This window comes from Solirubrobacter pauli (assembly GCF_003633755.1).
Classification (GTDB): domain Bacteria; phylum Actinomycetota; class Thermoleophilia; order Solirubrobacterales; family Solirubrobacteraceae; genus Solirubrobacter; species Solirubrobacter pauli.
In genome coordinates this window covers 623,780-643,649 of sequence record NZ_RBIL01000001.1, presented here as the reverse complement: position 1 = coordinate 643,649, position 19,870 = coordinate 623,780, and the positions used below count along the sequence as shown (strand labels likewise).

The 19,870-nt window shown below is 71.0% G+C and carries 23 protein-coding genes and 1 riboswitch; of the genes, 18 read left to right on the top strand and 5 right to left on the bottom strand.

Annotated features, from left to right (window positions below; translation table 11 throughout):
• Positions 1–4: 4 nt before the first annotated feature.
• The 5 genes from C8N24_RS03005 to C8N24_RS02985 all read left to right on the top strand — a co-directional run bounded on the left by C8N24_RS03005 (position 5) and on the right by C8N24_RS02985 (position 3,784).
• Positions 5–451 carry a c-type cytochrome gene (locus C8N24_RS03005; protein WP_211339822.1) on the top strand — a complete coding sequence of 149 codons (447 nt, stop codon included), beginning with the start codon at positions 5–7 and terminating at the stop codon, positions 449–451.
• A gap of 47 nt (positions 452–498) precedes the next feature.
• Positions 499–644, top strand: a riboswitch (cyclic di-AMP (ydaO/yuaA leader).
• A 4-nt stretch (positions 645–648) separates the two neighbouring features.
• On the top strand, positions 649–1,368 hold the full coding sequence (locus tag C8N24_RS03000) for a hypothetical protein (RefSeq protein WP_121247859.1): 720 nt from the start codon (positions 649–651) through the stop codon (positions 1,366–1,368).
• A gap of 86 nt (positions 1,369–1,454) precedes the next feature.
• Entirely contained in the window at positions 1,455–2,018 is a 564-nt protein-coding gene (locus C8N24_RS02995) for a carboxymuconolactone decarboxylase family protein (RefSeq protein ID WP_121247857.1), read from the top strand.
• A gap of 21 nt (positions 2,019–2,039) precedes the next feature.
• Positions 2,040–2,387, top strand: a complete 348-nt coding sequence (locus tag C8N24_RS02990; protein WP_121252896.1) for a winged helix-turn-helix transcriptional regulator — start codon at positions 2,040–2,042, stop codon at positions 2,385–2,387.
• Between the two features lie 56 nt (positions 2,388–2,443).
• On the top strand, positions 2,444–3,784 hold the full coding sequence (locus C8N24_RS02985; RefSeq protein WP_121247855.1) for a glutamine synthetase family protein: 1,341 nt from the start codon (positions 2,444–2,446) through the stop codon (positions 3,782–3,784).
• Here C8N24_RS02985 and C8N24_RS02980 read toward each other — a convergent pair.
• Both C8N24_RS02980 and C8N24_RS02975 read right to left on the bottom strand, forming a co-directional pair.
• Complete coding sequence (locus C8N24_RS02980; protein WP_121247853.1) at positions 3,744–4,667, bottom strand: type IV toxin-antitoxin system AbiEi family antitoxin domain-containing protein; 924 nt, start codon at positions 4,665–4,667, stop codon at positions 3,744–3,746. The two genes, C8N24_RS02985 and C8N24_RS02980, sit on opposite strands and share 41 nt — an antisense overlap.
• 39 nt (positions 4,668–4,706) lie before the next feature.
• Complete coding sequence (locus C8N24_RS02975) at positions 4,707–6,662, bottom strand: thioredoxin domain-containing protein (RefSeq protein ID WP_121247851.1); 1,956 nt, start codon at positions 6,660–6,662, stop codon at positions 4,707–4,709.
• A gap of 19 nt (positions 6,663–6,681) precedes the next feature.
• On the opposite strand from C8N24_RS02975, the gene C8N24_RS02970 reads away from it, so the two are divergent.
• The 4 genes from C8N24_RS02970 to C8N24_RS02955 are packed head-to-tail and all read left to right on the top strand — an operon-like array spanning position 6,682 to position 10,709.
• Positions 6,682–7,068 (top strand): Rid family detoxifying hydrolase, encoded by a 387-nt coding sequence (locus C8N24_RS02970; protein ID WP_121247849.1) that lies wholly within the window; start codon positions 6,682–6,684, stop codon positions 7,066–7,068.
• Positions 7,065–8,276, top strand: coding sequence for a threonine ammonia-lyase (gene ilvA, locus C8N24_RS02965; protein WP_121247847.1), 1,212 nt, complete (start codon positions 7,065–7,067; stop codon positions 8,274–8,276). Before C8N24_RS02970 ends, ilvA begins: the two co-directional genes overlap by 4 nt.
• A 55-nt stretch (positions 8,277–8,331) precedes the next feature.
• Complete coding sequence (locus tag C8N24_RS02960) at positions 8,332–9,609, top strand: TolB family protein (protein ID WP_121247845.1); 1,278 nt, start codon at positions 8,332–8,334, stop codon at positions 9,607–9,609.
• A gap of 17 nt (positions 9,610–9,626) precedes the next feature.
• Positions 9,627–10,709 carry a M24 family metallopeptidase gene (locus tag C8N24_RS02955; protein WP_121247842.1) on the top strand — a complete coding sequence of 361 codons (1,083 nt, stop codon included), beginning with the start codon at positions 9,627–9,629 and terminating at the stop codon, positions 10,707–10,709.
• On the opposite strand, the gene C8N24_RS33240 is transcribed toward C8N24_RS02955, so the two are convergent.
• On the bottom strand, positions 10,706–11,290 hold the full coding sequence (locus C8N24_RS33240) for a CGNR zinc finger domain-containing protein (protein ID WP_170178809.1): 585 nt from the start codon (positions 11,288–11,290) through the stop codon (positions 10,706–10,708). The two genes, C8N24_RS02955 and C8N24_RS33240, sit on opposite strands and share 4 nt — an antisense overlap.
• 30 nt (positions 11,291–11,320) lie before the next feature.
• On the opposite strand from C8N24_RS33240, the gene C8N24_RS02940 reads away from it, so the two are divergent.
• Genes C8N24_RS02940 through coaA form a run of 5 tightly spaced genes read left to right on the top strand, consistent with a single transcriptional unit; the run spans position 11,321 to position 15,553 of the window.
• A complete protein-coding gene (locus tag C8N24_RS02940) occupies positions 11,321–11,989 on the top strand; it encodes an AzlC family ABC transporter permease (RefSeq protein ID WP_121247838.1) in 669 nt (222 codons plus the stop codon).
• Positions 11,986–12,294, top strand: a complete 309-nt coding sequence (locus C8N24_RS02935) for an AzlD domain-containing protein (protein WP_121247836.1) — start codon at positions 11,986–11,988, stop codon at positions 12,292–12,294. The genes C8N24_RS02940 and C8N24_RS02935 overlap by 4 nt, the downstream gene beginning before the upstream one ends.
• A 54-nt stretch (positions 12,295–12,348) precedes the next feature.
• Entirely contained in the window at positions 12,349–14,445 is a 2,097-nt protein-coding gene (locus tag C8N24_RS02930) for a carbon starvation CstA family protein (RefSeq protein ID WP_121247834.1), read from the top strand.
• A gap of 2 nt (positions 14,446–14,447) precedes the next feature.
• A complete protein-coding gene (locus tag C8N24_RS02925; protein WP_245971740.1) occupies positions 14,448–14,630 on the top strand; it encodes a YbdD/YjiX family protein in 183 nt (60 codons plus the stop codon).
• A complete protein-coding gene (gene coaA, locus C8N24_RS02920; protein WP_121247830.1) occupies positions 14,624–15,553 on the top strand; it encodes a type I pantothenate kinase in 930 nt (309 codons plus the stop codon). The genes C8N24_RS02925 and coaA overlap by 7 nt, the downstream gene beginning before the upstream one ends.
• Here the strand turns inward: coaA and C8N24_RS02915 are convergent.
• Positions 15,522–16,337, bottom strand: coding sequence for an NAD(P)H-binding protein (locus C8N24_RS02915; RefSeq protein ID WP_121247828.1), 816 nt, complete (start codon positions 16,335–16,337; stop codon positions 15,522–15,524). The two genes, coaA and C8N24_RS02915, sit on opposite strands and share 32 nt — an antisense overlap.
• Before the next feature lie 74 nt (positions 16,338–16,411).
• On the opposite strand from C8N24_RS02915, the gene C8N24_RS02910 reads away from it, so the two are divergent.
• The 4 genes from C8N24_RS02910 to C8N24_RS02895 are packed head-to-tail and all read left to right on the top strand — an operon-like array spanning position 16,412 to position 19,610.
• Positions 16,412–17,287, top strand: coding sequence for an AraC family transcriptional regulator (locus tag C8N24_RS02910; protein ID WP_170178808.1), 876 nt, complete (start codon positions 16,412–16,414; stop codon positions 17,285–17,287).
• Between the two features lie 9 nt (positions 17,288–17,296).
• A complete protein-coding gene (locus C8N24_RS02905) occupies positions 17,297–18,856 on the top strand; it encodes a GMC family oxidoreductase (protein WP_121247826.1) in 1,560 nt (519 codons plus the stop codon).
• Between the two features lie 5 nt (positions 18,857–18,861).
• Entirely contained in the window at positions 18,862–19,149 is a 288-nt protein-coding gene (gene clpS, locus C8N24_RS02900) for an ATP-dependent Clp protease adapter ClpS (protein ID WP_211339821.1), read from the top strand.
• Positions 19,149–19,610 (top strand): DUF2017 family protein, encoded by a 462-nt coding sequence (locus tag C8N24_RS02895; protein WP_121247824.1) that lies wholly within the window; start codon positions 19,149–19,151, stop codon positions 19,608–19,610. Before clpS ends, C8N24_RS02895 begins: the two co-directional genes overlap by 1 nt.
• An 8-nt stretch (positions 19,611–19,618) precedes the next feature.
• Here the strand turns inward: C8N24_RS02895 and C8N24_RS02890 are convergent, their stop codons facing one another.
• On the bottom strand, positions 19,619–19,852 hold the full coding sequence (locus tag C8N24_RS02890; protein WP_121247822.1) for a PspC domain-containing protein: 234 nt from the start codon (positions 19,850–19,852) through the stop codon (positions 19,619–19,621).
• Positions 19,853–19,870 lie beyond the last annotated feature (18 nt).

Here is a 19,870-nt window from a genome sequence, read left to right as displayed (position 1 = left end):
CGCGATGAGTCGCGGTCGCGGCGGGCTCGCCGGCATGATGCACTCGCAGACGCGAGGCAGCCGGCGGTTCATGTTGTTCCTGTTCTTCGCGGCGATCGTCGTGCTCGGTGGGTTGATCCCGGCGTGGGTGATCACCTCGGAGGCGAACGACAAGAACATCCCGTCGGCTCAGATCTCCGGTCTGACCGACGACGAGAAGCGGGGGCAGGAGCTGTTCGGCAAGCGCTGCAGCCTGTGCCACACGCTGAAGGCCGCGAACGCGGTCGCGAAGGTCGGTCCCAACCTGGATCAGCTGGCGCCGAACGCGGAGTTCACGCTCGACGCCATCCTCAAGGGCCGTTCGCGCGGCAACGGGCAGATGCCCGCGCAGCTGTACACGGGCCAGGACGCCGAGGACGTCGCGAAATTTGTCGCAAAGTCCGTGGGCGCCGCCGCTCCGTCCGACGGTTGATGTAGAAAGCACAAGCGTGCAGGCGCTCATGGCGCTGGTACGATTTTCGCTCGCATCCGCTGAATTCCCGTTGGACGCGGGAAGCGGGGGACCCACTGCAGGTGGGGCGAGTCGATGGTCGTCCTGGTCGTCGTAGCGCCGCTCTTCTGGCGCGAGCCCGTCAGCTAACCCCGTAAGCCGAGGAAGAGGACGAGTCGATGGCCCCTGAACAAGAAGCCCAGGACCGGGCTTTCTACGACCACGAGAGCGAAGCGCCGCGCCGGCGTCGTCGCGCCGCGGCCGACTGGGGCGTCAACGAGGACATCTTCGACCGCATGCCGAGCCGCTTCAGCCGCGTCGAGCGGCGCGCGGTCCAGCACGAGATCGTGATCCGGCACGACGGCGAGACCGCCACCGCGGTCGCCGAGCACCGCTCCGACGAGAGCCGCCGGTTCGCCCGCGGCGAGACCGTGCAAGAGCGCGCCGGCGCTCGCCGTGAGGTCGGCGACCGCCCGCGCGATCACCGCGCCGCCGCCGACGCCGCCCGGCGCGACCCTGAGCTTGATCCCCGCGCGGCCGCGCGCGCCGTGATGTCGTGGGGCGAGGACCTCGACGAGGCGCCGCTCGTGCCGGGGGAGAGCCGCACGATCGTGCTCTCGCGTGACGAGGACGAGCTGAGCGCCGGCGTGATCAGCGAGGAGCTCGACGCGGCGCCGCGGCGTCAGACGGCCGAGTTCGAGTCGCTGGCGGCCGAGCCGCGTGAGCGCAAGACGGTCAAGATCAGCGGGCATCCCGACCGGCTGCCCGTGCCGCGCACCGAGCGGCGGCCGCGCACCGCGGTGGAGCGGATCGGGCACCGTCCGGACCGCATCGCGGGGTACGCCGTGGCGCTCGGGTTCCTGCTCGTCTTGATCGCCGTTCTGACTACCGGCCAATGATCCGTACGCCGAAGCCTTGCGGGGCGCGGCGTCCGGACATACCCTTACCTGTCGTAAGCCCCATTAGCTCCCCGACGGTGGTGGCCATGCCCAAGACAGAGATGAGCCGGTTTCCCATCCATGACGACCTGACGGCACCGGAAGGTTCGCTGCCGATCCTCAAGGGTGCGTCGTCGGCGGCTGGGCAACTTCCCAACTTCCTCGGCGTGCTGGCGGGCGCGCCGGCGGCGCTGCGCGCCTACGTGCGCTACCGAGCCGAGCTCCGCAACGGCAACCTGCCGCGCCACTCGGCGGAGCGGATCGGCCTCGCGGTGGCCGAGCACTACGGATCGAAGCCGGGCCTGCAGCTGCACACGCGCACGAGTCGGCAGGCGGGCCTCGGGATCGACGAGGTCGCGCGCGCGAAGCGCTGGGACTCCGGCGATCATCGCGAGGCGGCGCTGCTGCGCTACCTGCGCCCGCTGCTCACCGAGGGCCGCTTCCCGCAGCATCTGCACGAGGAGGCGCGCGAGGCAGGGTGGACGGAGGAGCAGCTGCTCGAGGCCATCGCCGTGCTGTCGATGGAGTCCTTCACCGCTATGGTCAACGTCGCCGGTGACGTCCCCGTGGACGGCTCGGTCGAAGAGACGCGGGTGCTCCGCGCCGCGTAACGCCTGATGAACTCCGGGTCCATGACAACCCAGGCCCCCGAAGCCTCCGAGACGCACGGCTGCGAAGCGTGCTGCCCGCGCTACCACGAAGCCGTGGAGCTCGTCGGCAAGCGCTGGACCGGGGCGATCCTCTATGTGCTGCTGCACGGCGGTCGGATGCGGTTCACCGAGATCGCGCACGCGGTGCCCGACCTGTCCGACCGCCTGCTGTCCGAGCGCATGAAGGAGCTCGAGGCGCGCAAGATCGTCGAGCGCCACGTGAGCGACGGGACGCCGACGAAGGTCTCGTACGAGCTGACCGACAAGGGCCGTGAGCTCGCGCCCGCGATGGCCGAGCTCAAGCAGTGGGCCGACCGCTGGTTGGACTGAGTCCGACCGCCAGTCCACGACGACACGCCGCCCGGTCCATTAGCCTGAGCGGCGCCATGTCAGACCGCCCCCAGACTCCCGAAGACGTCAAGGCGCTCGTCGCGGAGAACAACATCCGCTTCGTCCGCCTGTGGTTCACCGACATCCTCGGGCAGCTCAAGTCCTTCTCGATCTCCGCCGAGCAGCTCGACGACGCCTTCGAGGGCGGCATGGGCTTCGACGGCTCCTCCATCACGGGCTTCAACGCCATCGAGGAGTCGGACATGATCGCCATGCCCGACGCGACGACGTTCAACGTGCTGCCGTGGCGGCCCGAGGACGGCGCGGGCGTCGCGCGGATGTTCGCCGACGTCCAGACCCCGGAGGGCCGCCCGTACGAGGGTGACCCGCGCCACGTGCTCCGCCGTGCCGAGCAGCGCGCGAAGGACATGGGCTTCGACGTGTTCAATGTCGGCCCGGAGCTCGAGTACTACCTGTTCAAGGACAACAAGGGCACCGAGGTCCTGGACGAGGGCGGCTACTTCGACCTCACGACGCTGGACGCCGGCTCGGACGTCCGCCGCGACACGGTGCTCGCGCTCGAGCGGTTCGGCATCGACGTCGAGTACTCGCACCACGAGACCGGCCCGTCGCAGCACGAGATCGACATGCGCTACGCGAGCGCGCTGAAGATGGCCGACGACTGCATGACGTACCGCATCACGGTCAAGGAGTACGCGCTTAAGTACGGCTGGCACGCGACGTTCATGCCCAAGCCGCTGTTCAGCGAGAACGGCTCCGGCATGCACACGCACCAGTCGCTGTTCAAGGACGGCCGCAACGCGTTCTACGACGCGGACGACAAGTACTTCCTGAGCGACGTCGGCAAGGCGTTCATCGCCGGCCAGCTGCGCCACGCGCGCGAGATCTGCAGCATCTTCGCCCAGTGGGTGAACTCCTACAAGCGCCTCGTGCCGGGCTACGAGGCGCCGGTCTACGTCGCCTGGAGCCGCCGCAACCGCAGCGCGCTCGTGCGCGTCCCGCTGTACCACCCCGGCAAGGAGAACGCCACGCGGATGGAGCTGCGCGCACCCGACCCCGCGTGCAACCCGTACCTGACCTTCGCGGTGCTGCTGCAGGCCGGCCTCGAGGGCATCGAGCGCGGCTACGAGCTGCCCGAGCCGATGGAGAAGAACCTCTACCACCTCTCCCCGGACGAGCGCCGCCGCCTCGGCATCGAGCAGCTGCCGGAGACGCTCGGCGAGGCGATCGAGGTGACCGCCGAGTCCGAGCTCGTGCTGCGTACGCTCGGCGAGCACATCTTCAACCGCTACATCGAGATCAAGCGCCAGGAGTGGGAGGACTACCGCGTCCAGGTCACTCCGTGGGAGCTCGAGCGCTACCTCTCGATCTTGTAGGCGCGCCCGCGGCGGCGAGCCTCGCCAGCGTCTGCTGAGGCTCGCGCGTCGCCTGGGTCCAGGTGACGCGGAGGACGCGTTCTCCGTGGGCTTCCAAGCGGGCCTGCTTGGCCGCGTCGTCCTGGCGGGCGAGCAGGTGGTTGTGCCACTGGTCGCCATCGGCTTCGACGCAGAGGCGCAGATGCGGCCAGCGGAAGTCCGGGGTGGTCGGGATGCCGTCCAGGACGAGCGTCTGCTGGGCGATCGGCGGGTCGAAGGCCGTGCGGATGAGGTCGTCGACGGAGTCCTCGAGCACCGAGCGGGTGGGGACGAAGCCGAGCGCGAGGGCTTCATCGAGCGGCTTGGTCTTGCCGAGGAGCTCCCGGATGGTGGCCTTCTTCAGGGCGAGGGCTTCTCGGGCGGCTCGTCGAAGCGGGATCAACGCCATCACCGAGGAGAGGCCGACGAGCGCCTCGGCGGGGGTGGCGACGCGGATGCCGTCGAGGGTGCGCGCCTGGACGTCGCGGCGGGAGCGGAAGACCTGGATGCCCGCGACCTGCTTCGGCTTGTCGTGCGGGACGGTGACCTGGGGGCGCGCGCGTTCGTCGTAGTCGACGAGGCGCCAGAGCGTCGCGGCCGAGTAGTGGCTCAGGACGCCGTCGGTGGCCTTCGTGGCCGCGAGGAAACGTCCCTGCATCGAGAGCGTGGGGGAGCCGACGGCGTAGACACCCGGGTAGATGCGGTGGAGCGTGCCGCGCCTGCGGCGGCGCATGATCGCCTGGTCGCTGAGCCCACACGCGCGAAGCTCCGCAACGTCGAGAACACCCCACTGAGAAGTGGCGACTCGCGCGACGGTGAGGTCTGGGGAGTCTGACTGTCGTTTTCCGGAAGTGAAATTGCCCACCCCCGGAGCATCAGCGCCGGGGGTGAACGGAACAAGACGCTATTGCAACAAACGCGTCAAGTCTTCGACGCGGGTCACAGGCATCTGGCAGGTGAAGTGCTCGCAGACGTACGCGGTGGCGCCGCCGTCGACGGCTGGGCGGTCGGCGAGCAGCGGCACCGCGTCGCCGCCGCCGCCGGCCAGGACCACGTGCGGGAAGTAGCCGCGCCGCACCACGGAGGCCAGCTCGTCAGCCGGACCTGCCAGCGCGACCTCGCGGACGGGCGCGACGAAGAAGTCCATCGCGCGCAGGAGGTGGCCGAAGGCGAGCGGGTGGCGCGGCGCGATCGGGTGCAGGAGCGCGATCAGGGAGGACGCCGCGTCCAGGTACGACGACTCGCCGGTGAGGCGGGCGAGACGCAGCAGGCCGTAGCACGCCGACGACGCGCCCGACGGGATCGGCGCGTCCTCGAGGTCCTTGCGGCGGGCGATCAGGCCCGTGTGCTCGGCGCCGGTGGAGAAGAAGCCACCGAGCTCGGGATCGTGGAAGCGGATCAGGATCGTCTCGGCCAGCTCGACCGCGCGCACGAACCAGCGTTCCTCGAACGTCGACTCGTACAGGGTCAGGTACGCCTCGAGCAGGTACGCGTAGTCGTCGAGGAAGCCCGGCTGCTTCGCGCGGCCACGGTTGAAGACGCGCAGCAAGCCGCCGTCGGGCGAGCGCAGCTCGGACTCGACGAAGGACGCGCACGTGACCGCGGCGGCGAGGTAGTCCGCGCGGCCGAACGCGGCGCCCGCGTCGGCCAGCGCCGAGATCATCAGCGCGTTCCAGGAGGTGACGCGCTTGTCGTCGAGCGCCGGGCGCACACGCGCCGACCGCGCCGCCAACAGCCCGGCCTTGATCTCGCCCAACCCCGCGGGATCCCCGCTCACGCGCGAAAGGACGGTCGTGCCACCTTCGAAGTTCCCCGCGTCGGTCACGCCGTAGTGGGCGATCGCGGCCTCGGCGAGGTCCGGCGGGAGCGCCGCGCGGATCTGGTCGGCCGTCCACACGTAGAACTTGCCCTCGACGCCCTCGGAGTCGGCGTCCAGCGACGACGCGAAGCCGCCCTCGTCCTGCCGCAGCTCGCGGATCGCCCAGTCGAGCGTCTCCTCGCACACGCGCCGGAACAGCGGGTCGTCCGTGATCTGCCACGCGTGCAGGTAGGTCCGTGCGAGCAGCGCGTTGTCGTAGAGCATCTTCTCGAAGTGGGGGACCGCCCACCGCTCGTCGACCGAGTAGCGCGAGAACCCGCCGCCGACCTGGTCGTAGAGCCCACCGGAGGCCATGCGGCGCAGGGTCTGCAGCGCCATCGGCCGCTCGCCGCGCGCGAGCAGGAACTCGATCACGGGCGAGAGCGGGAACTTGGGGGCGGCGCCCCAGCCGCCGGTCTCCTGGTCGAAGACCTGCTGGAGGATCGCCACGGCCTCGTCGAGCACCTCCGGCTTGAACTCCTCGCCGGAGGCCTCCAGCGTCGCGGCGCCCGCCAGCCGCGGCACGATCTCGCGCGAGGCGGTCTTGATCTCGTCGCGCTGGTCGACCCACGCCTGCGCCAGCGAACCCAGCACGTCACGCCACGCCGGCATGTTCTGGCGCCCGGCCGGCGGGAAGTAGGTGCCGGCCCAGAACGGCGTGCCCTCGGGCGTCACGAACGCGTTCAGCGGCCAGCCGCCCTGCCCGGTCATGGCCTGGACCGCGTCCATGTAGATCGCGTCCACGTCCGGACGCTCCTCGCGGTCCACCTTCACGCACACGAAGTGGTCGTTCATGAACGCCGCGATCTCCGGGTCCTCGAACGACTCGTGCTCCATCACGTGGCACCAGTGGCACGCGGCGTAGCCGATCGAGATCAGCAGCGGTTTGTCGTCTTCGCGGGCACGCGCGAACGCCTCCTCGCCCCACGGGTACCAATCGACGGGGTTGTCGGCGTGCTGCAGCAGGTACGGCGATGTCTCGGAAGCAAGGCGATTCGGCATCTCAGATACGGTCCTTCTCATGTCCCAGTCTCGTGAAACCGTGACGGCCAACCCGGGCCCGCCCGCCGCCGGACCCTACTCGCACGCCGTGAAATCCAACGGCCATCTGTTCATCAGCGGCCAGGTGCACCTGGACCCGGAGACCGGCAAGCTCATCGACGGCTCGCCCGCGGAGAAGGCCAAGCGCTGTCTCGACAACTTGACCATCATCGCCGAGGCGGCGGGTGCGAAGCTCTCCAACGCGGTGCGCGTGGCGGTCTACGTCACGGACATCAGCGTGTTCGCCGAGATGAACGAGGCGTACGCGACCTACTTCCCCTCCGACCCGCCCGCGCGGACCACGATCGGCGTCGCCGCCCTCCCCATGGGCGCCGAGGTCGAGATGGACGCGATCATCGCGCTGTGAGCGTCACCGCGCGCGACGTCAAAGCCGCACGCGCGGCGGTCGAGACCGTCGCGCGCCGGACGCCGATGCTCTCGACCCGTACGTTCTCCGAGCGTACGGGCGGGATCGTCTCGCTGAAGGCCGAGAACCTCCAGCGGACCGGGTCGTTCAAGGTCCGCGGCGTGGCCTCCAAGCTGGAGTCGCTGGGCGAGCGCGGCTGCGCGAACGGCGTCATCGCCGCCTCCGCCGGCAATCACGCGCAGGCGCTCGCCGCCGGTGCGGCCGCCCGCGGCGTGCACTGCGAGGTCGTCGTCCCGGTCGACGCCCCGATGGCGAAGATCGAGGCCGCGCGCCGCTACGGCGCGATCGTCCACGAGGGCGGCAGGACCGTCGACGAGTGCATCGTCGAGGCGCTCGAGCGGGCGGAGACGAACGGCCTCGCGTTCGTGCACCCGTTCGACGACCCGGCGATCGTCGCCGGGCAGGGCTCGCTGGGGTTGGAGCTGCTCGAGGACGTGCCGGACCTCGCGCAGGTCGTGATCCCGATCGGCGGGGGCGGCCTCGCGGCCGGAACCGCGCTCGCGATCAAGGACGCCAAGCCGCACGTGAAGATCATCGGCGTCCAGGCCGCGGCGTGCGCGCCGTACCCGGAGTCGATGCAGGCCGGCACGCCGGTAGAGGCCAAGACGGCGCTGACGATCGCCGACGGCATCGCGGTCAAGCGCCCCGGCGGCATCCCGCTGGCGATCCTGCGCACGCACCTCGACGACCTCGTCGTCGTCAACGAGGAGGCCACGGCCGAGGCGATGGCGCTGCTGCTCGAGCGCTGCAAGCTCGTGGTCGAAGGCGCGGGCGCGGTCGGCGTCGCGGCGCTGCTCGGCGGTCAGGTCGAGACGACCGACGGCACGACCGTCGCCGTCCTGTCGGGCGGCAACGTCGACGCGGGGCTGCTGGCCGCGATCGCGCGCCGGCACGAGACCGAGGCGGGACGCCGCCTCGTTGCGCTCACGCGCATCCCCGACCGGCCCGGCGGGCTCGCCACGCTGCTCGCCGCCGTGGCCGGCACCGGCGCGAACATCGTCGACGTCTCGCACGTGCGCGAGGGGCTCGGCCTGCACGTCCGCGAGACCGCGGTCGAGCTCGTGCTCGAGACCCGGGGCCGCGACCACGCCGAGACCGTGCTCGGCAAGCTGCAGGAAGAGGGCTACGAGGCTCAGGTGCTGAGCTAGGAGCCGCAACCTGCGGGCAAGGATTCGGCAATGGCCGGCGGTGACAGTGCCGGCCATGCTTCCCCGCCTCCTCCTCGCCACCGGCCTGCTCACGCTGCTCGCGCCGGCCGTGGCGAACGCCGACTCGATCGTCTACATCGACCAGGGCAACGTCTGGTCCGCCACGCCGGACGGCTCGCGCAAGGTGCAGCTGACCAACGGCGGCGGCTGGCATTCGCCGACCCAGGCCGACGACGGCCGGATCGCCGCGGTGCAGGGCACGGGGCCGATCCAGGTGATGGCGGCGGATGGCCGGCCGCTGCACACGATCACCACGCCGCCGGCGAAGTCGGGCGACGGCGGGACGTTCGCGCCCGCCCCGAAGCAGCTGAGCTTCTCACCCGACGGCACGAAGATCGCCTACGCGTACCTCTCGTACTCGTGCCCCATCGCGTCCTCGTGCGGCTCGATCCAGCGGTCGGTCTTCTACACCGACGCGGACGTCACGACCGCCACGCCGCACAGCGTGTACGGCAACCAGCACAGCGTCTCCAACCCCGAGTGGGTCACGAACGGCCGCACGCTCGTGTTCGGCGGCTTCGGGCGCCAGGTCGCGATCGACGACCTCGACGCCGGCGACTACAACAGCCAGCCCTGGATGGTCCCGAACGGGGACATGGGCGACGGCGAGGTCACGCGCGACGGCAGCAAGCTCGCCGTGACCAGCGACTACGGCGCGAACCTCAAGCTGACGTTCTTCGCCGTCAAGGGCGACGTCAAGACGGAGTTCCCGCCGGCGTACCCCGACTTCGCCTGCGAGATGACCAAGCCGGACCCGGCGTACCACGACCCGACCTGGGCGCCGGACAACGCCGGCATCGCGTACGGGTCGAGCAAGGGCATCGAGGTCTCGCGCTTCACGGCGTTCGGCCCGGGCGTGTGCGCCGCGCCGAACGACTCGATCCTCACGCCCACCGGCAGCGAGCCCGACTGGGGCCCGGCGAACCCGCCGGCCGCCGCGTACACGCCCGATCCGCCCGCGCCCCCGGCCCCGCCCGTGCCGGTTCCCGCCCCGGCGCCGCCGGCGAAGGCGACGATCGCGCTGACCAAGACGACGGCCAAGGCGCTGCGCCAGGGGCTTGCCGTGAAGGTCACCGTCCCGGCCGCCGGCAAGGTGACCCTTTCGGCCAATCTCAAGGGCAAGAAGATCGCCGCCGGCAGCGCCACGGCCAAGCGGGGCGGGCCGGTGACCGTCCGGCTGAGCAAGACGAAGAAGGCCAAGAAGGGCAATACCCTCACCCTCAAGTTGACGTACAGCAGCGTCACGTCGTCTCACGCCGTGAAGGTGCGCTGACGCTAGGGTGCGCGGCGATGTCGCACGATTCGCGCGTCGCCGCGCTTGACTCTCTGCTCGAGGACGCGGGTCTGGACGCCGTCCTCGCCACCAAGGACGCCTCGATCGCGTACCTCACCGGCTTCTGGGGTCTGCAGATGGAGCGCTTCTTCGGCGTCACGGTCCGCCGTGGCGGCGAAGGCGCCCTGATCGCCCCGAGCCTGGACCGCGACAGCGTCGGCGCCGCCCCGACCGGCCTCGAGAAGGCGCTCTACGACGCCGCCAAGACCAACGGCCTGCCGACGCTCTACGAGACGTTCGGCGGTGCCAAGCGGATCGGCGTGGAGGAGGACCACTTCATCTGGGCGCGCGCCAAGGCGCTCGCCGAAGCGGGGTACGAGCTCGTCCCGGCGTCCAACCTGATCATGGAGCTGCGCGCCGCCAAGGACGCGGAGGAGATCGCGGCCGTCAAGCACGCCTGCGCGCAGATCATCGAGGTCTACGAGGAGGTCTGGGCGGACCTGAAGGTCGGCGACAGCGAGGCCGACGTCAACGCGAAGGCCGCGTACAGCCTCGCGCGCCGCGGCGGCAGCCATCCCGGCCCGCACATCCTCTTCGGCGCCCACGCCGGCGACCCGCACGGCTCGCCGGGTGACCGCCGGCTCGAGGAAGGCGACGTGATCGTCGCCGACATCGCCGCGCAGTTCGACGGCTACTGGGGCGACATGACCCGTGTCGCGCACGCCGGCACGCCGTCCGACTGGGCCGCCTCCGCCTGGGCGGTCGTCAAGCAGGCCTACGACGACGCGGTCGCGGCCACCAAGGTCGGCAACACGGCCAAGGACGTCGACCAGGCGCAGCGCGTGGTCGTCGAGGTCCATCCCGAGATCGGCGCCTGCCTGCACGGCGCCGGCCACGCGATCGGCACCGAGATCCACGAGCCGCCGTTCCTCGTCGCCACGTCGGAGATCCCCCTGCGCGAGGGCATGATCTTCACGGTCGAGCCCGGCATCTACAACAGCGAGCGCGGCGGCATCCGGCTCGAGGACGACATCCTCGTCAGCGCCGACGGCCCGGTGAACCTGTCACCGAGCGCACTCGACCTGCGCGTGATCGGCTAATTCCCCGCCGCGCGCTTGCGCGCGTACATCCGGCGCATCTTCTCGCGCGAGCCGCAGGTGGACATCGAGCACCACCTGCGGCGCCCGCTCGTGTCCAGGAACACCCATCCGCAGTCGCGACCCGGGCAGCGGTGCAGCCGCCCGACGCGGTCGGGGTCGGCGAGCAGCGCGACCGCATCGGCGACGACCGCGAAGCGCACCCGCCGCGTCTCCTCGCGTGACCAGTCGAGCACGAGCGACCCATCGGGCCGCGACGTGAACGACCCGGCGGCGGCGGCTTCGGCGTAGGCGTCGCGCAGCTGCGCGAGCGCGTCGGCGTCGGGCGCCTCGTCCCGCGCCAGCGCCGAGAACAGGGTGTGCAGCGCGCGTCGCAGTGCCCGCGCGCGCTCGAGCTCTGCCGCGCCGCCGGGCCGGCCCGCGACGCCGAGCCGCTCGCCCCAGCGATCCAGCGACGCCGGCTCGAGCAGCACGTCCTGCTCCTCGATGATCGCCTCGTCCTCGGTCCAGTCGGCCGAGTTGGCGAAGTCCAGCGCCAACGAGCCACCTTGCAGCTTGATCGTCTCGGGGGTGGGTATTACCACTAAGAGCAAATCATACGGTAAGGTGCAACCGTGGACGACAACTTCCGAGAAGGCTTGAGAGCCGGCGGCTCGCTGATCCTGCCGACGTTCGCCGGCGGCTTCTCGTTCGGCGTGCTCGCGCAGCCCGTGATGGGCTCGATCGCCCCCGTGCTGATGTCCTTCATCGTCTTCTCCGGTGCTGCCCAGTTCGCGGCGCTGACCGTCCTGGTGACCGGCGGCGGCGCGCTGGCCGCGATCGCGGCCGGCATGCTGCTCAACGCGCGCTGGCTGCCGATGGGGCTGGCGATCGGCCCGTTCCTGAAGGGCGGGCCCGTGCAGCGCTCGATCGAGTCGGTCGCGATCGTGGACTCCTCGTTCGCCCTGGCCAGCCGTGGCGACGGCACGTTCGACCGCGAGCGGCTGATCGGCTCCACGCTCCCGCAGTTCGCGGCCTGGGGGTCGGGCACCCTGGCCGGCGTGGTGCTCGGCCCCGTGCTCGGCGATCCGCAGGCGCTGGGTCTCGACGCGATGTTCCCCGCCTTCTTCGCCTTCCTGCTGTTCGGTGAGCTGCGCGACCGCGTCCGGCTCTCCGCGGCGGCCGGCGGCGCCGCGATCGCCTTCCTGCTGATGCCGTTCACGCCCGCGGGGGTCCCGGTCGTGGCCGCGGCGTGCGCGGCGCTGATCGGCCTCAAGCACACGCGCACGACGGCCGCGACATGACGACGGTGTGGATCACGATCGCGGCGCTGGCCGTCGGCACGTTCGCGGCCAAGGCCACCGGCACGCTCGTCCTGGGCACGCGCGAGCTGCCGCAGCGCGCGCTGCAGGTGACCGCACTCCTCGCTCCCGCCCTGCTCGCGGGCCTCGTGATCTACGAGACGTTCGGCACCGACGACGGCCTGGCGGTCGATGCCCGCGCCGCCGGGCTCGCCGCCGCGATCCTCGCGATGCTGGCGAAGGCGCCGATGATCGTCGTGATGCTCGTCGCAGCGGCGGTCGCCGCCGGGGTCCGCGCGTTTAGCTAGCGCATACCTCGGGGAGGAATCCGCCGCTGGCAGTACGCGTGGGGGAGGAAAGCCGTGAAGACCAAGTCCATCGCGATCTGGTCGGCCGTGGCCATCGTCGGGGCCGTCGCCTGGGGAGTCATCGCGCTGGTGCGCGACGAGTCGATCAGCGCCGCCTGGCTGATCGCGGCCGCCGTCGGCTCGTACGCCATCGCCTACCGCTTCTACGCGCGGTTCATCCAGTACAAGGTGCTCGGGGCGGACGCGCGCCGCGCCACGCCCGCGGAGCGCCTGAACAACGACCGCGACTTCCAGCCGACCGACCGGCGCGTCCTCTTCGGCCACCACTTCGCGGCGATCGCCGGCGCCGGGCCGCTCGTCGGCCCCGTGCTGGCGGCCCAGATGGGCTACCTGCCGGGCACGATCTGGATCGTCGCCGGCGTGATCTTCGCCGGCGCGGTGCAGGACATGGTCGTCCTGTTCTTCTCGATGCGCCGCGATGGCAAGAGCCTCGGGCAGATGGCGCGCGACGAGATCGGCCCGGTCGGCGGCATCGCCGCGCTGGTCGCCGTCCTCTCGATCATGGTGATCCTGCTCGCGGTGCTGGCGCTCGTCGTCGTCAACGCGCTCGCGAACTCGCCCTGGGGCACGTTCAGCATCGCGATGACGATCCCGATCGCGCTGTTCATGGGCTTCTACCTGCGCGTGATCCGGCCCGGGCGGGTGCTGGAGGTCTCGCTGATCGGCGTGGTGCTCCTGCTGATCGTGATCGCGGCCGGTGGCTGGGTCCAGGACTCGAGCCTCGCCGACGCGTTCACGCTCGAACCCGAGACGCTCGTCTTCTGCCTGATCGCGTACGGCTTCGTGGCGTCCGTCCTGCCCGTCTGGATGCTGCTCGCCCCGCGCGACTACCTCTCGACGTTCATGAAGATCGGCACGATCGTGCTCCTCGCGATCGGGATCCTCGTGACGCTCCCGGTGATGGAGAACGAGGCGGTGACGAAGTTCGCCACCAACGGCGAGGGCCCGGTGTTCGCCGGTTCGCTGTTCCCGTTCGTGTTCATCACGATCGCGTGCGGCGCGCTCTCGGGCTTCCACTCGCTGATCGCGTCCGGCACCACGCCGAAGCTGATCGAGAAGGAGACGCAGGTCCGCTTCATCGGCTACGGCGCGATGCTGATGGAGTCCTTCGTCGCGATCATGGCGATCATCGCCGCGTCGATCATCGACCCGGGCCTGTACTTCGCGGTCAACTCACCGGCGGGCGTCACCGGGGGCACGGTGCAGACGGCGTCGGAGTTCGTCAACGGGATCGGGTTCGCGATCACCCCGGACGCGCTGCAGTCCGCCGCGACGGCCGTCGAGGAGGAGTCGCTCATCTCCAAGACCGGCGGCGCGCCGACGTTCGCGCTCGGCGTGTCCGAGATCTTCGCCGGAGTGACCGGCCAGGGCATGAAAGCGTTCTGGTACCACTTCGCGATCATGTTCGAGGCCCTGTTCATCCTCACCACGGTGGACGCGGGCACGCGGGTCGGGCGCTTCATGCTCCAGGACACGATCGGCAACGTGTACAAGCCGTTCCGCGACGTGTCGTGGAAGCCGGGCGTGTGGCTCTGCAGCGCGATCATCGTCGCCGCCTGGGGCTACTTCCTGTACGTGGGTGTGACCGACCCGCTCGGCGGGATCAACCAGCTGTTCCCGCTGTTCGGCATCGCGAACCAGCTGCTGGCGGCGATCGCGCTCACGCTCTGCACCGTCCTCTTGATCAAGCACGGCAAGCTCAAGTGGGCCTGGGTGACCGGCATCCCGCTCGCCTGGGACGCGGTCGTCACGCTCACCGCGAGCTACCAGAAGGTGTTCAGCGGCGACCCGAAGCTCGGCTTCTTCGCCCAGCGCGACAAGTTCCAGGACGCGATCGCCGCCGGGCAGGTCCTGCCTCCGGCCAAAGACCTGGACGAGATGAACGCGGTCGTGACAAACTCGACCGTGGATGGCGTGCTCGCCGCGTTCTTCGCCACCCTCATCATCGTGGTCATCCTCGACGCCACCCGCATCTCGATCAAGGCCATCCGGTCGCGCGAGCCGCTGCCGACTTCCGAGGTGCCCGCGCAGGAGTCCGAGCTCGACGCGCCGGACGGGCTGTTCGACCGCAAGCTGGAGACGATCTCGTGACGGTGAGGGACGTGTTCACCGGGGTGCGCTGGTACCTGCGGGAGGTGTCCGGTGAGACGGCGTACGACCGCTACGTCGAGCATCGCCGCCGTGACCACCCGGACGAGCCGGTGATGACCCGTCGCGCCTTCGAGCGCGCGCGCCAGGACGAGCGCGAAGCCAGACCCCAAGCGCGCTGTTGCTGAAGCTCGGCGCGGCTTCACCCTTCGTCGCGGTCCCACGCTCGCGCTGGAGCGAGCTGGCGGCCCCGACCGCGGTCACCCTCGACTACGACGAGCTGGCGCGGCTCTCCGGCCTGGGCGAGCCGGTCGCGCCCGACGAGGTGGACGAGGTCTACCTGCCGCTCGCGCGGCTGCTCGAGCTGCGGATCGACGCCGCCAAGCAGCTCTCGGCCGCGCAGGGCGAGTTCCTCGGCGACCCGGAGCACGCGGTGCCGTTCCTGCTCGCGCTCGGCGGAAGCGTCGCGGTCGGCAAGTCGACCGCCGCGCGGATGATCGTGCGGCTGCTGCAGACGATCCGCCCGGAGTGGCGCGTCGAGCTCGTCACCACCGACGGCTTCCTGCTCCCGAACGCGACCCTGATCGAGAAGGGCATCCTCGCCCGCAAGGGCTTCCCGGAGAGCTATGACCGGCGGCGCCTGCTGCGCTTCGTGGCGGAGTTGAAGAGCGGCGTGGAGGAGGTCCGCGCGCCGGTCTACTCGCACCTGATCTACGACATCGTCGAGGACGAGTCGCAGGTCGTGCGCCGGCCCGACGTGGTCGTGCTCGAGGGCGTGAACGTGCTCAAGCGCGGCAGCGGCCGCGTCTACGTGTCCGACTTCGCGGACTTCGCCCTGTACCTGGACGCCGAGGAGTCCGACGTCCAGCGCTGGTACCTGAACCGCTTCCTCAAGCTCCGCAACGGCGCGTTCCAGGACCCCGACTCCTACTTCCATCGCTACGCCGTGCTGTCGGACGAGGAGGCGACCGCGGTCGCCGAGGGCATCTGGCAGCGCACCAACCGCCCGAACCTGCTCGAGAACATCAAGCCGACGCGGCCGCGCGCCGACCTGATCCTCGAGAAGGGCGGCGACCACTTCATCTCGCGGATCCTGCTGCGGCGAACGTGACCTCGCGCTCCGCCCAGGCGGAGAAGCTCGTCGCGGGACGGCCGAGCACGACGTCGATGCCGTCGCTGAGGCGGGCGTCGCGGCCCGTCCGGATGGCGTCGAACATCGCCATCCGCCAGTCGACGTACTCCGGGGGGAGCTGCTCGGCGAGCGCCGCCCGGTAGGCGAGCGGGTCGGCCGGCTCGAACCGCACCGGACGCCCGGTGCGCTCGCCCAGGACGGTGACGGCCTCTCCGAACGTGAGGGCCTCGCTGCCCGAGAGCTCGAGCGTGCCGTCGTGCCCGTCCAGCAGCGCGGCCACGGCGACCGCGGCGACGTCCTCGAGGTCGACGAACGGCTCGCGGCCGTCACCAGCCGGCGCGGTCACGCGGCCCTCGGCGTCCGGGGACAGGAACGCCTCGGTGAAGTTCTGCGCGAACCACGACGGCCGGAGGATCGTGTGGGCCAGCGGCGCGGCCTGGGTCGCGGCCTCCACCGCAGCGAGGGCACCGGTCGGATGGAACTCCACGGCGCGGGCGGAGAGCAGGACGGCGCGCCGCGCGCCGGCGCGCTCGGAGCGGTCCAGCAGGTCGGCGACCCGGCCGGCGTTGGCCGGATCCTGGCCCGCGACGGTCAGGAACACGCCGTCCACGCGGGCGACGGCGGCGTCGTAGGTCTCGGGGCGGGTCCAATCGAACCCCGTCGCGCGGCTGACGGGACGTGCGGTGTGGCCGTCGGCGCGCAGCCGGTCGACGACGCGACGGCCCGTCTTGCCGGTTCCGCCGATCACGAGATAGGTGCTCATACGAGCAGCATCGGCCCGCGGCTCTGGACGGACAATGGGTGAAGCGCGCGTATTCCTTTGTCATCCTCCAGGACGTGGACCCACTCGCCGACCTCCTCGCCCGCGGCCGGGCGCGCGGCTCGGTGTTCGCGCAGACCGCGGTCGGGGCGGATCGCGGGATCGAGTTCGGCGGCCGGAGACGGCTCGCGATCCACACCCTGCTCGACGGCGACGCATGGTTCGAGCGCGACGGCGCGGACGCGGTCGCGCTGCGTGCGGGCGACCTCATCCTCGTGCCCGCGGGCGCGCCGTACCGCGTCGTCGCCCAGCCGGGAGCGCCGGTCCGGCCGCACGGGACGGAGGCGGTCGCCGAGGCTGCGCACGGCCGGCTGCTCTGCGGCGCGTACACGCTCGAGGCGATCCTGTCGGCGTCGCTCGTGGACACGCTCCCGGCGCTCGTGCCGATCCGCGCCGCCGCGGCCGGCCCGCGTGTAAGGCTCGTCCTGACGCTCATGCGCGAGGAGCTGGCGGCACCGGGTCCCGGTACGCCCGCGGTGCTCGACCGGGCGCTGGATTTGCTGCTGGCGCTGGGCCTGCGCGCGTGGTTCGCGGACCCCGACGCGACCGTCCCCGGGTGGTACGCCGCCATGGACGACCCGGTCGCCGGGCCCGCGATCGCGGCGATGCACGCGGACCCGTCCCGCGCGTGGACCGTGCCCGAGCTCGCGGCGCTCGCGGGCGTGTCGCGCTCGGCGTTCGCCGGCCGTTTCGCGCAGGTGGTCGGCGAGGCACCGATCGCCTACCTGACGGGGTGGCGGATGTCGATCGCCGCGCAGGCGCTCACGGACGAGCCGGCGGCGACGATCGCGACCGTCGCGCATCGGGTCGGCTACGAGAACGAGTACGCGTTCGCCACGGCGTTCCGCCGGCACTTCGGTGAACCGCCCGGCCGCTGGCGCAGGCGCGTGTAGGGTCCACGAGTGCGTTTCGACTACGACTGGCTCGTCATCGGCTCCGGGTTCGGCGGGAGCGTGTCGGCGCTGCGGCTCGCGCAGAAGGGGCATCGCGTGGGCGTGCTCGAGTGCGGCCGGCGCTTCACCGACGACGACATGCCCAAGTCGACGTGGGACGTGCGCCGCTACTTCTTCGCGCCCTGGATCGGGATGCGCGGGATCTTCCGGCTGACGATCTTCCGGGACGTCGCGATCGCGTCCGGCAGCGGGGTCGGCGGCGGGTCGCTCGGCTACGCGAACACGCTCTACCGCGCGCCGGCGCGCTTCTACGGCGACCCGCAGTGGGCCGGGCTGGACGACTGGCAGGTCACGCTCGCGCCGCACTACGACGAGGCCGAGCGGATGCTGGGCGTGACCACCTACGACGAGGACGACGCGGCCGACGACTACCTGCGCGAGTACGCGGAGGAGATCGGCGTGGGGGAGACGTACGCCAAGACGCGCGTCGGCGTGTTCCTCGGCGAGCCGGGCGTGACGGTGCCCGACCCGTTCTTCGGCGGCGACGGTCCCGACCGCACGGGCTGCCTGCGCTGCGGACGCTGCATGGTCGGCTGCCCGCACGGCGCCAAGAACACGCTCGTGAAGAACTACCTGTGGTTCGCGGAGCGGGCGGGCGCGCGGATCGAGCCCGAGCGCATGGTCACCGACATCAAGCCGCTGCCGGGCGGCGGGTACGCGGTGACGAGCGAGCGGTCAGGCGCGTGGGTGCGCAAGCGCCGGCGCGTGCAGACCGCGCGCGGCGTGGTCGTGGCCGCGGGTGCGCTCGGCACCAACCGGCTGCTTGCGAGGTGCAAGCTCAACGGCTCGCTGCCGGAGCTGTCCGACCGGCTCGGGGAGCTCGTGCGGACGAACTCCGAGGCGATCCTCGCGGTCACGCTGCCGCGTGACGCGCCGGAGATCCGCCGTGTGGCGATCACCGGCTCGGCCTACCCCGACCCGGACACCCACATCGAGACCGTCGTCTACGGCAACGCGGGCGACGGCATGTCAGGCATCTTCACGCTGTTGACCGGCGACGGCACGTCGCTCACGCGGCCGCTGAAGCTGGTGGGCGCGGCCGCGCGCCACCCGGTGCGGCTGGCGCGGTCGATGAACCCGCGTGGCTGGTCCCGGCGGACGATCATCGTCCTCGTCATGCAGTCGCTGGACAACGCGATCGCGCTGCGGGCGCGGCGCGGGCGCTTCGGGCGCGTCAAGCTCAGCACCGAGCAGGACCCGGAGCGGCCGAACCCGACGTTCATCCCGGTCGCGAACGCGTTCACCGAGTGGCTCGCGCAGCGCACCGGCGGGATCGCGCAGAGCTCGATCATGGAGGCGGCGGCGAACATCCCGTCGACGGCGCACATCCTCGGTGGCGCGGTGATCGGCGCCTCGCGCGAGACCGGCGTGGTGGACAAGGACCTGCGCGTCTTCGGCTACGAGGACCTGCTGGTCTGCGACGGCGCCGCCGTGCCGGCCAACGTGGGCGTGAACCCGAGCCTGACGATCACCGCCCTCGCCGAGCACGCGATGTCCCGGGTAGCCTGAAGGGCGTGTCCGCCGCTCCGGCCGAGGTCCAGCTTCCTTCCACCGACGACGAGCAGGTCCCGGATCGGCCCTGGATCGTCATCGTCTGGAACGACCCGATCAACCTGATGAGCTACGTCGTGCTCGTCCTCCAGAAGCTGTTCGGCTACAACCGCGAGAAGGCCACCGCGCTGATGCTCGACGTGCACCACAAGGGGCGTGCCGTCGTGTCGAGCGGCACACGCGAGAAGGCCGAGCTGGACGTCTTCCGCCTGCACGAGCACGGCCTGTGGGCGACCATGACGCAGGACTGATGCGGCGGATCGACAAGCGCCAGGGCAAGTTCCTGCTGACGATGGAGCCGCAGGAGCGCGAGCTCATCCGCCAGCTGCTCGACGAGCTGCGCGAGCTGTTGGCGCTGAGCCCGGACGACCCGCGCGTGCGCCGGCTCTACCCGTCCGCCTACGCTGAGGACGTCGAGCTCGAGAACGAGTACCGCAGCCTCACGCGGGACGAGCTGCACAGCGGGCGGCTCGCGAGCATCGACGCGGTCGAGGCCACCGTCGACGCCGAGCTGCTCGACCTCGACCAGCTCACGGCCTGGATGCAGGCCGTGAACTCGCTCCGCCTCGTGCTGGGGACGATGCTCGACATCAACGACGACGATGACGAGCTGTCCTTCAACCCCGAGGACCCGAACGCGCGGACGGTGGCCCTGTACGGCTATCTCGGTGGCCTGCTCGACGAAATCGTCGACGCGCAGCTCTCCGACTGAGGCTCGTCCTACAGCGAGGCGAGGGGGTCATGGTGGGTCATGCCCTGCTCGTCGGTGGGCATGACGAACATCATCGCCAGGTAGGCGAGGGCCGCCGCACCACCCGTGAAGAGCGTCGTGACGATGAAGCCGACGCGGGTGACGGCCGGGTCGATGCCGAAGTAGTTGGCGAGGCCGCCGCAGACGCCGGCGACCTTCTTGTCGGTGGACGAGCGGGTGAGCTTCTTGTCGGTGGTGTTCATGATGATCAGGTTGCCGTC